The organism is Paraburkholderia sp. Ac-20347, assembly GCF_017104805.1.
GTDB lineage: Bacteria > Pseudomonadota > Gammaproteobacteria > Burkholderiales > Burkholderiaceae > Paraburkholderia > Paraburkholderia tropica.
The window spans coordinates 1-12696 of the sequence record NZ_JAAGPN010000007.1 but is presented as its reverse complement, the minus strand read 5'-3'; the positions used below and the strand labels follow the sequence as shown (position 1 = coordinate 12696).

Here is a 12696-nt window from a genome sequence, read left to right as displayed (position 1 = left end):
TATGGACAAGAGAAAAGTGATTCCGAGTCTGCGTTCACTCGCAGATCAAGAGCGCGCAACGGCCAAGAAGGCGCGCGCATCGTGGCAGATGTTCACGATTATGGCAGAGTTTATCGAGGCGACCGAATACCTGTCCGAGATCCGGCCAGCGGTCAGCATCTACGGCTCCGCGCGCCTGAAACCCGACTCGAAGTACTACCAGCTGGCCAGCACGATCGCGCGAAAAGTGTCCGACGCGGGCTTCGCCGTGATCTCCGGCGGCGGCCCCGGCATCATGGAAGCGGCCAACCAGGGCGCGCACGCGGGCAAGTCGCCGTCGGTGGGTCTGAACATCGAGTTGCCGCACGAGCAGTCGGGCAATCAGTGGCAGGACATCTCGCTGCGCTTCCGCCATTTCTTCACGCGCAAAGTCACGTTCGTGAAGAACTCGGACGCGGTCATCGTGATGCCCGGCGGCTTCGGCACGCTCGACGAACTGGCCGAAGTGCTCACGCTCATTCAGACCCGCAAGTCGCGTCACGTCCCCATCATTCTGGTGGGCGCGGAGTTCTGGGCGGGCCTGCTCGCGTGGTTCCGTTCGGCGCTCGTGCCGATGGGCCTCATCAATCCGGAAGACATGGATCTGATGCAGGTGATCGACGACCCCGACCAGGTGCTCGAAGCGGTGCTGAAGTTCTACGAGGACAGCGGCGAGGAAGCGGAGAAGGAACATCCCGCACGCGGCGACTCCGACGAAGACCGCATGTTCTATCTGTGATGGCTTGATGGAGCGTGCTTGACGCAACGGCGCGCGGGCCTTCCGAGGTCCGCGTGGCGCGGCGCAACGCTTTATCGCTATCGAGGCGCGATCGCTGCAAGGCATCGCGCCGTTTTTATTTCTGCGGCTTTCGGCGGCTTTCTTCAGGCTTGCAAGCGCCGATGTTGCGCATGCATGCCCACATGCGCATCACGCCGTCACGGCCTGCGCCATCTGCGCCGGTTGCGCGCGCGCCTGCTCCTCCAGCCAGCCGCAGAACTGCGCGACTTCGGGTACGTCCGCCACTTCGCGGCGCGCCACCCACCAATAGCCGCGCGCATCCAGCAGCGGTCCCGCGAGCGGCGCGACGAGCCGCCCCGACGCCAGTTCGTCGTCGAGCAACGGCAGCGGTCCAAGCGCGACGCCCAGGCCATCGACCGCCGCCTGCAAGGCCAGATAGAAGTGATCGAACGACTGCTTCTTGCGGCAGCGCGCCTTCACGTCCGCCGCCGCGAGCCACGCGCGCCACGCATCCGGACGCGTATCCGAATGCAGCAAAACGTGGCGCGCGAGATCGTCGGCGTGCTGGATCGGCGCACGCTTGAGCAGCGTGGGACTGCAGACCGGCAACTCCATTTCGTCGAGAAAGTGGCCGCTCGCGCAGTCGCGCCAATGCGCCGGACCGCGCCGCACGGCGACGTCGAACGCGGCGAGCGTCTCGACCGGCGCATTCGACGTCGACAGACGCAGCTCGACATTGGGCGCGAGCCGCTGAAACTGCGAAAGACGCGGCAGCAGCCATTTCATCGCGAAGGTGGGCAGCGCGTTCACGCGCAGCACGCGCACGGCGCCCGCGTCGCGCAACTGCTCGGTGGCGCGCGCGATATCGTCGAAGGCGGCCTGCACGGACGCGAGATAGCGCCGCCCGTGCTCGTTGAGCGCGACGCGCTTGCCGTGCCGATGAAACACCTGTACGCCCACCCACGCCTCGAGCGCGGCAACCTGACGACTGATGGCACCGTGAGTCACATGGAGTTCGCCGGCGGCGGCCGTGAAACTGTTATGCCGCGCGGCGGCTTCGAACGCACGCAGCGCCGGAAAGGGAGGAAGCGATCGGGACATGCTTGTGATTCTAGATCACAAGAGACTCGCTAAAAAATCGTTTTGTGGCGCGGCGATTCGGCGCTACGCTCGCTGCTTGTCACAGAGGTCCCCGTATGAATAACTATCCCGCCGACCACCCCCACCACAACGGTCCCGCGCCGCAGAACGCACTCCACGAACCGAGCGTGCGCGAAATCTTCCTCGGCTTTCTCGGTCTTGGCTTCACTTCGTTTGGCGGCGCGCTGCCGCTGGCGCGGCGCACCATCGTCGAGCAGCGACGCTGGCTCAGCGGCGCGGAATTCACCGATCTGCTCGGCTTGTGCCAGTTCCTGCCGGGCGGGAACGTCATCAACCTCTCGGTGGCGATCGGCATGCGCTTTCACGGTTGGCGCGGCGCGCTCGCGGGGCTGCTCGGGTTGATCGCGGGGCCGTCGATCGTCGTGATCGGGCTCGGCGTGCTCTACGAGCGCACGCAAAACGATCCGCACGTGCGTCATCTGTTCGTCGGTCTCGCGGCGGCGGCCGCCGGGCTGCTCGTGTCGATGGCGCTGAAAATCGTGCTGCCGCTGCGGCACGACAAGGCGGCGGCGGTCGTCGCGCTGCTCGGCTTCGTGGCCATCGCCGCGCTGCGTGTGCCGCTCCTGCCGACCATGCTGGTGCTGACGCCGCTCGGCATCGCGCTGGCCGCGCGCGCCGCACGTCGCGAAGGCGGTGCACGATGAGCTCGACACTCGTTGCGCTCGCCGCGATCTTCAGCCAGCTCTCGCTACTCGCTTTCGGCGGCGGCAACACCATCCTGCCGGAAATGCAGCGCCAGGTCGTCGAAGTGCATCACTGGATGCCCGCCAGCGAATTCAGCGCGCTGTTCGCGCTCGCGCAGGCCGCGCCCGGCCCGAACATGATGATCGTGACGCTCGTCGGCTGGCACGTGGCCGGATGGGCGGGCATGCTGGTGACGTCGATCGCCAAGTTCGGCCCGTCGTCGCTCGTGACGATCGCGGCGCTGCACGCGTGGGACCGCTTCAAGGATCGGCCATGGCGCCGCATCGCGCAGCGCGGACTCGTGCCGGTCACGGCGGGCCTCGTCGCGGCGAGCGCCGTGCTGATCGCCAAAGCCTCCGACCCGACGTGGATCGCGTGGGCGATCACCGGCGTCTGCGCCGTGCTGGCGTTCCGCACGAAGATTCATCCGCTCTGGCTGCTCGCGGCGGGCAGCCTTATCGGCCTGACCGGATTCGGGCAGTGACGCAGCGCAATGCGGCCGACCCGGATTGATTCGGAATGCGATTTGAATCGACGAACGCCGCATTGCAACGCGACGAGCAACACACGCCGCGCAATGCTTGCCACGATTTCTTCTGAAGATTATGCGTGCTGATTTTGCAGTGCAGCAATTCGTCGCCTAGAGTGAAACTTGTCTCACTCGTGTGTTTCACAGGCACGATTCGCGGGCCGCTGACGAGCGGCTCTTTTTTTGCGCGCTGGCCGTTCGGCAGACTTGCCCGGCCTCATCGGCACGCGGACGGCGGCCACGCGCATTCGCCACTGGCCGAACGGCCTGCCACGCCGATTTCTCCATCTTTTCCGCAAGCGGCTTGCACGAGCGCACAGCGCGCAGCCGCGACGTGTTGCTCGTCCGCATCAAGCGCTGCCACGCCCTCTCCGCCTGACTAGAGTCCTACGCAGGACAACAGGCGACGGCAGGTGACGAATTGGTGGAACCGCAACCCGACTGCACGATGACGCAGACGTACGAGCCGCGCGCGTGGACATACGGCTGGAATTTGTTCGTGACCGCGATCGTGGTGATCGCGCCGCTCGCGCTCATCCTCATCGAATACAAGTTACGCGACGAGATCTGCGCGCTGCGCGGCCGCGAAGCGTGTCACGCGCTGGAATTCTTCACGCCGGCGATGATGGCCGCTGCGCTCGCCATGGTGCTGCCGTGCATGAATCTCGCGTTCACGCGCCCTCGATTGCAGCCCTTACCGCCCGCGCCTTCGTTCACGCGATTTGCCGCGCGCCGTCGCTGGGCGCGTCGAAATTGCGTCGCCCGACGTCGAAACCGCGCGAATACTTTGATCTGGATACTCGATCACGGCATTGCCTTCTTTACGCTAGTTTTATCGTGCGGCATCTTTGCGATGTGGCTGCTGAGCCTGCATCCCGAAGGCAGCGTCGGTGCCGGAGAAACATGGGGCACACCTCACAAGCTGAGTTGCGCCGCTTATGCGCTGGCCACGCTACTCACCTTGTCCAAAATTACCCTGGAGCGGTACAGAAAATGAATGAATGGCCTGTAGAAGTCCTGTTCGGCATCCCGGCCGCGGCGATCGTCGTTGGCATCATCGGATCGTATGCGCTGCACCGCTGGCTATGCTCGGTCGACCGGATGAACGCGCTCTTCGCTCAGGCGGACGCCGCCGAGCTGGCGTTGCGGCGCGTGTCTTATCGACAACCTACAGCGGTTCCCGTGGATCCCTTCACGCGTATCGGCATGAACGTGAAGGCGCGCGACCTCGCTATCCGCATCGATGGCGGTCGCTACGCGCGCCTGCCCGCAAACGTCATGTATGCCGCGCCGGCTTGAACGGCGGGTTGCGCGATACGCATTCGCGCATTCGCGCAAAGACACCCGCCGCCGAATCGCGCCGTTACTGGAACGCCACTTCCGCGAAGCTGCGCAATTTGCGACTATGGAGCTTATGCAGCCCGTTCGTGCGCAGGATCTCCATCGCCAGCACGCCAATCTGCAGATGCTGATCGACCTGCGCGCGATAGAACGAATCGGCCATACCGGGCAGCTTCAGTTCGCCGTGCAGCGGTTTGTCCGACACGCACAGCAAGGTGCCGTACGGCACGCGGAAACGGAAGCCGTTCGCGGCAATCGTCGCGCTTTCCATGTCGAGCGCGATTGCTCGACTTTGCGACAGGCGCTGCACCGGTTCGCGATGATCGCGCAGTTCCCAGTTGCGATTGTCCACGCTCGCCACCGTGCCCGTGCGCATCACGCGCTTGAGTTCCACGCCGTCGAGCTGCGTGACCTGCGCGACCGCGCGTTCGAGCGCCACCTGCACTTCGGCGAGCGCGGGAATCGGCACCCAGAGCGGCAGGTCGGCGTCGAGCACGTGATCCTCGCGCACATAACCGTGCGCGAGCACGTAATCGCCGAGACGCTGCGTATTGCGAAGCCCCGCGCAATGGCCAAGCATGATCCAGGCGTGCGGACGCAGCACCGCGATGTGATCGGTGATCGTCTTTGCATTCGACGGCCCGACGCCGATGTTCACCATCGTGATGCCGCTGCCATCCGCGCGCTTGAGGTGATACGCGGGCATCTGCGGCAGACGCGCGGGCGTGGTGCCCTCGACGTCCTGTTCGCCGAGGTTCGCGTTGTACGTGACCACGTCGCCAGGTTCGACAAACGAGGTGTATTCGCTGCGATAGTTGCGCAGATCGGCGTCGTCGGTGCGCGCCATCATGGCGCGGCCCAGCTTCACAAACTCGTCGATATAGAACTGATAGTTCGTATAGAGCACGTAGTTCTGGAAGTGCGTGGGCGCCGTGGCCGTATAGTGTTTCAGGCGATGCAGCGAGAAGTCCACGCGCGGCGCCGTGAAGAGCGCCAGCGGAAACGGCTCGCCGGGCGCCGGCTCGTAGGTGCCGTTCACGATGCGGTCGTCGAGTTCCGCGAGGTCGGGCGTATCGAATACGTCGCGCATCGCGAACAGACGTTCGCGGTCGAGATCGCCTTCGAGGTGGATGCCTTCGGCGAACGCGAAGTGAATGGGAATGGGCTGCTGCGAAACGCCTACTTCGATCGACACGTGATGGTTCTTCGCGAGCAAACGCAATTGTTCGCGATAGTAGTTGCCGAACAGGTCCGGGCGCGTGATGGTGGTTTCGAATTCGCCGGGGCCCGCCACGAAACCGTACGAGCGTCGCGAGTCAATATGCGTATTGACGGCCGTGCGAATGCGCACGAACGGATAGCACGCGCGCACGCGCCGCTCGAACGCCTCGCCGCGGCGGTAGCGCGCGAACGCGTCGCGCAGGAACGAGGTGTTTGCTTCGTAGATGGCCGCGAGGCGCGCCACGGCGTCGGCGGCGTCTTCGAAGGCTTCGACGGGAAAGTCGTGTGGAGGCGTCATGAAGGCCCGCCCGTTGATGTCGTTTTTCATTGTCGTTTGCCCTGGTTCGTTTCAACGACATTAGCACGGAAGCAGGACAATCTGACATCGCCCTGCGCGCAAACGGGAGATTCTTCATCGCTGCGCGAGCCCCTGCCGCGCGGGCACGCGGGCCGCCCCGCCGGCGCGGACCGACACGCGAATCGAGGCGCGAATTTGCTAGAATTGGAGGATCCCGGTCTGTGCCGGGACCAGATTACGGCGTTGACCTGCCAAGTCTGGTCAACAGGAGAATCACAATGAAGTCGCACCTTCTAGCCGCCGTCGCGGCGACGCTCGCGTTCAGCGGGTTCGCCATGGCTGCGCCGGCCGACGACGCCCAGACCGCCGTCGAGGCCCAGTCCGCCCAGCCTGCCCAGTCCGAGAACGAACGGGCCGGCTTGCCTAATCTGGAGAAGATCAACCGTCCTGCTGCGCGCGTCAGCTCGAAGGTCGACATCAATGACGTGCCGCGCACGCCGAGCTTTCATGAAGTGAGCCCGACCGGCACCGAAATCACCGAATACCGCGACAAGGGCAAGCCCGTCGAGATCAACGTGCATTCGAACTTCGGCACGCATTACACGATGAGCTCGAACCCCGACACCTCGCCGCAAGTCCGCCAGAACGGCCAGGCCAGCACGCGCCTGCCGTCGATCAACCTGCATTACTGATACGTCCCTTCGCGCGCGGGCGGCGTGTGCTGTCCGCGCCGCCTCCCGCCCGGCACGCCGCCCCTGAAGCTACTCTGGCGCGAGCGGCTACGTCCGCGAACCGGGCCCCGATTACGAACACCTCACGACCTCAGGCATGGCCGTCTTCACCGCTGTCACCGACACCCAGCTTGCCCATTGGCTGCACGACTACGATCTTGGCGACGTGGTCGATTTTCGCGGCATCCAGTCCGGCATTGAAAACAGCAATTTCTTTCTGACGACGACGCGCGGCGAGTACGTCCTGACGATCTTCGAAAAGCTCACGGCGCAGCAACTGCCGTTCTATCTGGACCTGATGCGTCATCTGGCCTCGCACCGCGTGCCGGTGCCCGACCCGATGCCGCGCAAGGACGGCGCGCTGTTCGGCCTGCTCCACGGCAAGCCCGCGGCCATCGTCACGAAGCTCGACGGCGCGCCCGAACTCGCGCCCGGCGTTGAACATTGCACCGAAGTGGGCCAGATGCTGGCGCGCCTTCACCTCGCGGGCCGCGACTTCAGCGGCGACCAGCCGAATCTGCGCAGCCTGCCGTGGTGGGAAGAAACGGTGCCGACGGTCGCGCCGTTCCTCGACGGCGCGCAGCGCGAACTGCTCGAAAGCGAACTGGCGCATCAGCAGCAGTTCTTCGCCAGCGACGATTACGCCGCGCTACCCGGCGGCGCCTGCCACTGCGACCTGTTCCGCGACAACGCCCTGTTCGCGCACGCCGGCCCGGAAACGGGCCACACGGTGCGCCTCGGCGGCTTCTTCGACTTCTATTTCGCGGGCTGCGACAAGTGGGTGTTCGACGTCGCCGTCACCGTGAACGACTGGTGCGTGGACCTCGCGACCGGCGAACTCGACACCGCGCGCGCCGAGGCGCTGCTGCGCGCCTACCAGACCGTGCGGCCGTTCACGCCCGAGGAAAACCGCCACTGGGCCGACATGCTGCGCGCGGGTGCGTACCGCTTCTGGGTCTCGCGCCTGTATGATTTTTACCTGCCGCGATCGGCGGAGCTGCTCAAGCCGCACGACCCGGGCCATTTCGAGCGCATCCTGCGCGCGCGCCGCGCCGGCGTGCCCGACGCTCTTCACGCACACGCTCACCGTTCATGCAACTGATCGAAGTCCCCGCGAAGCAGGGTTATGTGTGGTTCCGCCAGGGCATCTGGCTGTTCCGCCGCAATCCGCTCGCCTTTCTCACGCTGTTCTTCGCGTATCTGCTCACGATGACGCTCATCTCCGCGGTACCGGTGATCGGCGGCGTGCTGCCGCTCATCTTCGTGCCGGGCATCGCCGTGGGTTTTATGGCCGCGTGCCGCGACACCATCGCGGGCAAGCCGGTGTTCCCGACCATCCTCGTCGACGGTTTCCGCTCGTACGGGCAAACAGTCACGAAGCATCTGTTCGTGCTGGGCGGGATTTACGTGGTGGCGATGACGCTGGTGCTCGCGGCATCGGCGCTCGTGGACGGCGGGACGCTGCTGCGCCTGATGACGCTCGGCGGCAACCTCGACACCGAAGCGCTCGAAAACAGCAATGTGCCGCTCGCCGTGCTCGCCTCGCTGGCGGCCTACGTGCCGGTTTCGATGATGTTCTGGTTCGCGCCGGTGCTGACCGCCTGGCACGACGTGCCGCCGGTCAAGGCGATGTTCTTCAGCATCGTGAGTTGCTGGCGCAACAAGGGGGCGTTCGTGGTGTACGGCGCGCTGTGGTCGGCCGTGTCGATCGGGGTGTCGCTGGGACTGTCGACGCTGCTGCGCGCGCTGGGCGCCGGCGACTTCGCGCTGGCCATCCTGATGCCGGCGCTCATTCTGGTCACGACGATGCTTTACTGCTCGTTCTACGCGACCTATCGCGGCTGCTATGGCGTGCAGGAAAAACCGGCCGCCGATCTGCCCGATTCGTCGAATTCGACCGGTTCGGGACGCTGACGCTGGCCGCGCGATGCGGCTGCTCACACCTGCGGGGCGCCATGGTGCGCCCCGTTTGCTTTTCAGACTACTGCCGCGCTGCCGACTGACTTAGCCGTAGTGGTTCATCCACGACGGTTGACGGCCGGCCTTCTCGCGATCGAGCTTGCGCATGCGGAATTCCAGATCATAAATGTCTGCCGATTCCGACAGATAGGCTTCTTCACGCTCTTTGCGCGAGGTTTCGGCGGATTTCGTGAGGAACAGAAAGAGGCGGCTGATCAGGTACATGGTCTGGCTCCGATAATTGGGCACGTGCCCGCGGAAGGAATAGAGCCATTATAGGGAAAACCCTGACTAGGGTAAACCCTGAATGTGACACGGATTGTCGCATCTGTTCAATGAATTGGCCGGATCAGCCCGCGTCTTGGGCCAGTTCGCCGTCTTCGCAGTAATCGTCGCTTACCGCGTCGCGGCGCTTCGATTCGAAAAAGTCCCAGATCATCGCGCTTGCGTCCGGGCCCGCCGACGAGTGGAACGGCACGGTATCGTCGCCGCCGCTCCAGGCGTGGTCGAGCGCGCTCACGCGGCACAGCCGCACCACGCTCTCGCCGTCGCGCGCGTAGTCGTGAAGCGTGTAGCCGTCGCCCTCGCTTTCGTGCGACACGACGCCCTGGCGCACGCCATCGGCATCGGCCAGATCGTTCAGACGCAGGAACTGCACCGCGAGCTGCTCCGCATTGACCGGCGCGACCACCGCATCGGCGTCGCCCTGCAGGATCAGCGCGGGCATGCCCGGGTACGGACGGCCTGCGAGCTGCTCGTCGACGAGTTCGACGGGATCGTGGTGCAGCCCGCGCCGCATCACGTCGAGCGCGGAGACGCCCGAGCGCGCTTCGCCGAACGCCGGTCCCGAATGCAGCGCGACCGCCGCGAAGCGGCCCGGCGCGCGCACCGCCAGCATCGACGCCAGCCCCGCGCCCGCGGACAGCCCCGCCAGATAGACGCGCGAACGGTCGAAACCGTGGCTCTGCGCGAGCGAATCGACGAGCGAGATGATCGCCGTCACCTCGCCGCCGCCCGCCGGCTGACGCGCGTCATACCAGTGCCAGCATTGATGCGGATGCGCTTGCGCCGACTGCTCCGGATAAAGCACGGCGAAACCGTGCTTGTCGGCGAGCAGGTTCATGCGCGTGCCTTCCGCGAACGAATCCATCGTCTGCTTGCAGCCGTGCAGCATGACCACGAGCGGCATGCCCTTCGTATCGAGGCCCGGCGGCAGATACAAGCCGTAGGCGAGCGGCCGCGTCATGCCTTTGGCGAGATACGCGTCGCGCTGCCATTCGCCCGCCGCCCACGCCGCAGCACGCGGACCGACGCGCGATTCGCGCACCGGCGGCCGCGCGGCTGCGAACGACGACGCGGACGACGGCGTCGCCTGCACCGCGCGCGCCACCGCTTCGCCTGCGGCATGCGCGGCATGCTGGGCGTCGCGCCACATGGTCTGCACGTCCGGCGCGTGCACGCCGGCTTCGCGCAACGCCTCGCGGGCGGCGCGTTTCTGGATGGCGAGCAGACGTTGCATGCCACCCGCCCATAGCTTCGTCAGATTCTTCGTCATCAGCGGCCTCGTGAAAGGGGGTCGAACACCCGAGGCGATTTGCCACGGGCATTCTTTGTGCGATGCACAATAACACCATTCCGCGCTGCCTGCAGAAATGCTCATCCGGCTATCTGGCCGTACCGATCCGGCACTTTCGTGCAGTGCACTGCACCGGCTCATTTCGCGACGCCGCTATACTGGAAGATCACGCGATGCCATGTCGGCCTACCCGGCCGCTTGCGCGTTAAACAATGGATACCCTCTAACGCCCGCGTCACGGCGCCATGCCATGCCCGACTTACCCGCACACCTCTGGATCTCGATCACCAACCTCGGCGGCGCAGGCCTGACCTTGCCGCTCGCGCTCGGGATCGCGCTGTGGCTGCTGACCGGCTATTCGTGGCGCATGGCGGCGAGCTGGCTGTTGCTGCTGGGTGCGTCAATCGGACTCGTCACCGTCACGAAAATCGCATTCCTGGGTTGGGGCGTGGGCGTGCGTTCCTACGACTTCACGGGCCTGAGCGGACACGCCATGCTCTCCACGGCGGTCTATCCGGTCGCCTTTTTCCTGATGCTGCAAGGCAGCCGCACGGCGCTGCGCGCCACGGGCGTGGCGATCGGGCTAGCGGTGGGGATCGCGGTCGGGGCATCGCGCGTGGTGCTGGTCGCGCACTCGCCGTCCGAAGCCGTGACGGGCTGCATCGTCGGCGCGCTGACCGCGCTCGCCTTCGTGGTCTATTGGTGGAACACGCCGTCCACGCGCATTTCAGCCGCCGTGGTCACGCTGAGTCTGGCCGTGCTGGCGTTCGCCGTGCACGACATCCGCGTGCCTACGCACCGCTGGGTGACGAATCTCGCGCTCACGGTATCGGGGCACAATCAGCCGTACGTGCGCGCCAAGTGGAAGGCCAATCGCAATACGCGCGCGCCCGGCACGCCGAACGCGCCGGTCTCGCAAACTCGCGACACGCTCACGCCGACGCTGCAACGCCTGGCCTGAGTCTGCTTCGAGCGCACGCGACTGCGGCGCTCGCGCGAAGGCACGCAATCCGGTCACGCTATCCAGCCACACCCAGCAGCACGCTCGACGCCTTGAACGCGGCCGTCGCGGCCACGCCCACTTCCAGCCCGAGCGCGTCCACGCTCACGTCCGTGACGATCGCTGCGATCACCACGCCGCCCGGCAACGCCAGCGTCACCTCCGCATTCACCTCGCCGCGCCGCAGCGCGCTCACGGTCCCGCTCAAGCGATTGCGCGTGGAAAGCCGCGCCGCCTCGCCGTCCGCGCCACCGGCCACCAGCAGCACCGATGACGCCTTCACGAGCGCCACCACATCCGCGCCCACGCCCAGCCCGAGCGACTCGGCGCTCTCGCGCGTCACGATGGCGGCGAGCGTCTGGCCGCCCGGCAGCGCAATCGACACTTCGTCGTTGACGGCGCCGCGCACGATCGCCGTGATCGCACCATAAAGCTGATTGCGCGCGCTGGTGCGCAGACCGAAGCGGCCCAGCACGGCGAGGTCGCCGCTCGCGCCTTCCAGCGCGCCGCCCAGCTCGCTCACGGCCTGCGCCGCGCGTTCGAGGAAACGCCGATGTTCGCGCTCGATGACGCGATACGTGTCGATGAGGCGCAGCGCGCGCGGCGTGAGCGTCGTGCCGCCGCCGCCCTTGCCGCCCGCCGCGCGCTCGACGAGCGGTTCACCGGCGAGGTTGTTCATGGCGTCGATGGTGTCCCACGCGCCCTTGTAGCTCATGCCGACGGCCTTGGCCGCGCCCGTGATCGAGCCGGTCTCGCGAATCGCCGCCAGCAGCGCGATGCGCGCCGCGCCACCGAGCATCTGCGCGCCCGCCTGAAACCAGACCGAGCCGCCGACGCCCAGTTCGCGCGCGTCAGCGTCGGGAACGGGCGGGGGAGGAAAATCGCTCATCGCGCCAACCTGGAAAGAGTTCGGATCGAGCGTGGATTATAGGTATCGCGCCGATGAGCGCAGCGATCACGCGCCGCGCGACACCTTCGGCGGCGGCAACTCGCGCAGCAGCCGCTCGCCCTCTTTCGCCGTGTAGCGCTTGACCGCCTCGCACCAGCCGCGCGCGAAACCGAGCTGATACGGCTCGGCATCCATGCGTTCGAGATAGCGCAGCGCGACGGCCGCGTCGTTGCCGTCGCCGAGCACGCTTTGCAGGCGCGACAGCGTGCGCGCGCTCTGCGTGCGCGTGCGGCGCGAGGTGATCGACGCGAAGAATTCGAGCGTGTAGCGCAGATATTTCGCGGCGATGCGTGCGCGATGGCGGCTGGCTTCGTCGATGGCGGTGAGCTTCTGCGTCTGCGCGAGGCGCTCGTAATAACGCCGCACGCGCTTCCTCGCATGCCGATACAGCGAGCGGCCGTCCTCGTTCGACGCACCGGAGCGGCGCGCCAGCGCCGCCAGCCACTGCAGCCACGCGAGCGCCGCGTGGGCGTAACGCGGCGACGCCAGC

At 66.1% G+C, this 12696-nt stretch carries 15 protein-coding genes; 9 read left to right on the top strand and 6 right to left on the bottom strand.

Annotated features, from left to right (window positions below; all coding sequences use genetic code 11):
- Nucleotide 1 precedes the first annotated feature (1 nt).
- Nucleotides 2-757 (top strand): TIGR00730 family Rossman fold protein, encoded by a 756-nt coding sequence (locus G3N97_RS02675; RefSeq protein WP_065059965.1) that lies wholly within the window; start codon nt 2-4, stop codon nt 755-757.
- Nucleotides 758-946: 189 nt separating this feature from the next.
- Here G3N97_RS02675 and G3N97_RS02670 read toward each other — a convergent pair whose 3' ends face one another.
- On the bottom strand, nt 947-1858 hold the full coding sequence (locus G3N97_RS02670) for a transcriptional regulator GcvA (RefSeq protein ID WP_205991785.1): 912 nt from the start codon (nt 1856-1858) through the stop codon (nt 947-949).
- Between the two features lie 95 nt (nt 1859-1953).
- Between G3N97_RS02670 and G3N97_RS02665 the strand changes: the two genes are divergently transcribed.
- The 4 genes from G3N97_RS02665 to G3N97_RS02650 all read left to right on the top strand — a co-directional run bounded on the left by G3N97_RS02665 (nt 1954) and on the right by G3N97_RS02650 (nt 4430).
- Nucleotides 1954-2562, top strand: coding sequence for a chromate transporter (locus G3N97_RS02665; RefSeq protein ID WP_205991784.1), 609 nt, complete (start codon nt 1954-1956; stop codon nt 2560-2562).
- The gene (locus G3N97_RS02660; RefSeq protein WP_205991783.1) at nt 2559-3086 is read left to right on the top strand and encodes a chromate transporter; all 528 of its coding nucleotides are present in this window, start codon (nt 2559-2561) and stop codon (nt 3084-3086) included. Before G3N97_RS02665 ends, G3N97_RS02660 begins: the two co-directional genes overlap by 4 nt.
- 544 nt (nt 3087-3630) lie before the next feature.
- Nucleotides 3631-4128 (top strand): hypothetical protein, encoded by a 498-nt coding sequence (locus G3N97_RS02655; protein WP_205991782.1) that lies wholly within the window; start codon nt 3631-3633, stop codon nt 4126-4128.
- The gene (locus tag G3N97_RS02650; RefSeq protein ID WP_065059970.1) at nt 4125-4430 is read left to right on the top strand and encodes a hypothetical protein; all 306 of its coding nucleotides are present in this window, start codon (nt 4125-4127) and stop codon (nt 4428-4430) included. Before G3N97_RS02655 ends, G3N97_RS02650 begins: the two co-directional genes overlap by 4 nt.
- 64 nt (nt 4431-4494) lie before the next feature.
- Here the strand turns inward: G3N97_RS02650 and G3N97_RS02645 are convergent, their stop codons facing one another.
- Complete coding sequence (locus G3N97_RS02645) at nt 4495-6021, bottom strand: AMP nucleosidase (protein WP_205991781.1); 1527 nt, start codon at nt 6019-6021, stop codon at nt 4495-4497.
- 248 nt (nt 6022-6269) lie between these two features.
- Between G3N97_RS02645 and G3N97_RS02640 the strand changes: the two genes are divergently transcribed.
- From G3N97_RS02640 to G3N97_RS02630, 3 genes are all read left to right on the top strand, one after another.
- Nucleotides 6270-6683 (top strand): hypothetical protein, encoded by a 414-nt coding sequence (locus tag G3N97_RS02640; protein WP_065059972.1) that lies wholly within the window; start codon nt 6270-6272, stop codon nt 6681-6683.
- 136 nt (nt 6684-6819) lie between these two features.
- A complete protein-coding gene (locus tag G3N97_RS02635) occupies nt 6820-7824 on the top strand; it encodes a homoserine kinase (RefSeq protein ID WP_205991780.1) in 1005 nt (334 codons plus the stop codon).
- Complete coding sequence (locus tag G3N97_RS02630; protein ID WP_205991779.1) at nt 7815-8636, top strand: BPSS1780 family membrane protein; 822 nt, start codon at nt 7815-7817, stop codon at nt 8634-8636. Before G3N97_RS02635 ends, G3N97_RS02630 begins: the two co-directional genes overlap by 10 nt.
- A gap of 90 nt (nt 8637-8726) precedes the next feature.
- On the opposite strand, the gene G3N97_RS02625 is transcribed toward G3N97_RS02630, so the two are convergent.
- The gene (locus tag G3N97_RS02625; RefSeq protein ID WP_205991778.1) at nt 8727-8906 is read right to left on the bottom strand and encodes a DUF3563 family protein; all 180 of its coding nucleotides are present in this window, start codon (nt 8904-8906) and stop codon (nt 8727-8729) included.
- Nucleotides 8907-9030: 124 nt separating this feature from the next.
- Nucleotides 9031-10236, bottom strand: a complete 1206-nt coding sequence (locus G3N97_RS02620; RefSeq protein WP_205991777.1) for a PHB depolymerase family esterase — start codon at nt 10234-10236, stop codon at nt 9031-9033.
- A 271-nt stretch (nt 10237-10507) separates the two neighbouring features.
- Here G3N97_RS02620 and G3N97_RS02615 point away from each other — a divergent pair, with 271 nt between their 5' ends.
- Nucleotides 10508-11218: a phosphatase PAP2 family protein gene (locus G3N97_RS02615; protein ID WP_205991776.1), complete on the top strand. Its 711-nt coding sequence runs from the start codon at nt 10508-10510 to the stop codon at nt 11216-11218.
- Between the two features lie 58 nt (nt 11219-11276).
- On the opposite strand, the gene G3N97_RS02610 is transcribed toward G3N97_RS02615, so the two are convergent.
- The gene (locus tag G3N97_RS02610; protein WP_205991775.1) at nt 11277-12146 is read right to left on the bottom strand and encodes a TOBE domain-containing protein; all 870 of its coding nucleotides are present in this window, start codon (nt 12144-12146) and stop codon (nt 11277-11279) included.
- 66 nt (nt 12147-12212) lie between these two features.
- Nucleotides 12213-12696, bottom strand: a 484-nt coding sequence (locus tag G3N97_RS02605; RefSeq protein ID WP_205991774.1) for a CHAD domain-containing protein, incomplete at its 5' end; no start/stop codon positions are given.

Bases quoted from the DNA above. Each gene is read 5' to 3' on its own strand.
- G3N97_RS02675 (WP_065059965.1), top strand. From the start codon at position 2: ATGGACAAGAGAAAAGTGATTCCGAGTCTGCGTTCACTCGCAGATCAA.
- G3N97_RS02670 (WP_205991785.1), bottom strand. From the start codon at position 1,858: ATGTCCCGATCGCTTCCTCCCTTTCCGGCGCTGCGTGCGTTCGAAGCC.
- G3N97_RS02665 (WP_205991784.1), top strand. From the start codon at position 1,954: ATGAATAACTATCCCGCCGACCACCCCCACCACAACGGTCCCGCGCCG.
- G3N97_RS02660 (WP_205991783.1), top strand. From the start codon at position 2,559: ATGAGCTCGACACTCGTTGCGCTCGCCGCGATCTTCAGCCAGCTCTCG.
- G3N97_RS02650 (WP_065059970.1), top strand. From the start codon at position 4,125: ATGAATGAATGGCCTGTAGAAGTCCTGTTCGGCATCCCGGCCGCGGCG.
- G3N97_RS02645 (WP_205991781.1), bottom strand. From the start codon at position 6,021: ATGAAAAACGACATCAACGGGCGGGCCTTCATGACGCCTCCACACGAC.
- G3N97_RS02640 (WP_065059972.1), top strand. From the start codon at position 6,270: ATGAAGTCGCACCTTCTAGCCGCCGTCGCGGCGACGCTCGCGTTCAGC.
- G3N97_RS02635 (WP_205991780.1), top strand. From the start codon at position 6,820: ATGGCCGTCTTCACCGCTGTCACCGACACCCAGCTTGCCCATTGGCTG.
- G3N97_RS02630 (WP_205991779.1), top strand. From the start codon at position 7,815: ATGCAACTGATCGAAGTCCCCGCGAAGCAGGGTTATGTGTGGTTCCGC.
- G3N97_RS02625 (WP_205991778.1), bottom strand. From the start codon at position 8,906: ATGTACCTGATCAGCCGCCTCTTTCTGTTCCTCACGAAATCCGCCGAA.
- G3N97_RS02620 (WP_205991777.1), bottom strand. From the start codon at position 10,236: ATGACGAAGAATCTGACGAAGCTATGGGCGGGTGGCATGCAACGTCTG.
- G3N97_RS02615 (WP_205991776.1), top strand. From the start codon at position 10,508: ATGCCCGACTTACCCGCACACCTCTGGATCTCGATCACCAACCTCGGC.
- G3N97_RS02610 (WP_205991775.1), bottom strand. From the start codon at position 12,146: ATGAGCGATTTTCCTCCCCCGCCCGTTCCCGACGCTGACGCGCGCGAA.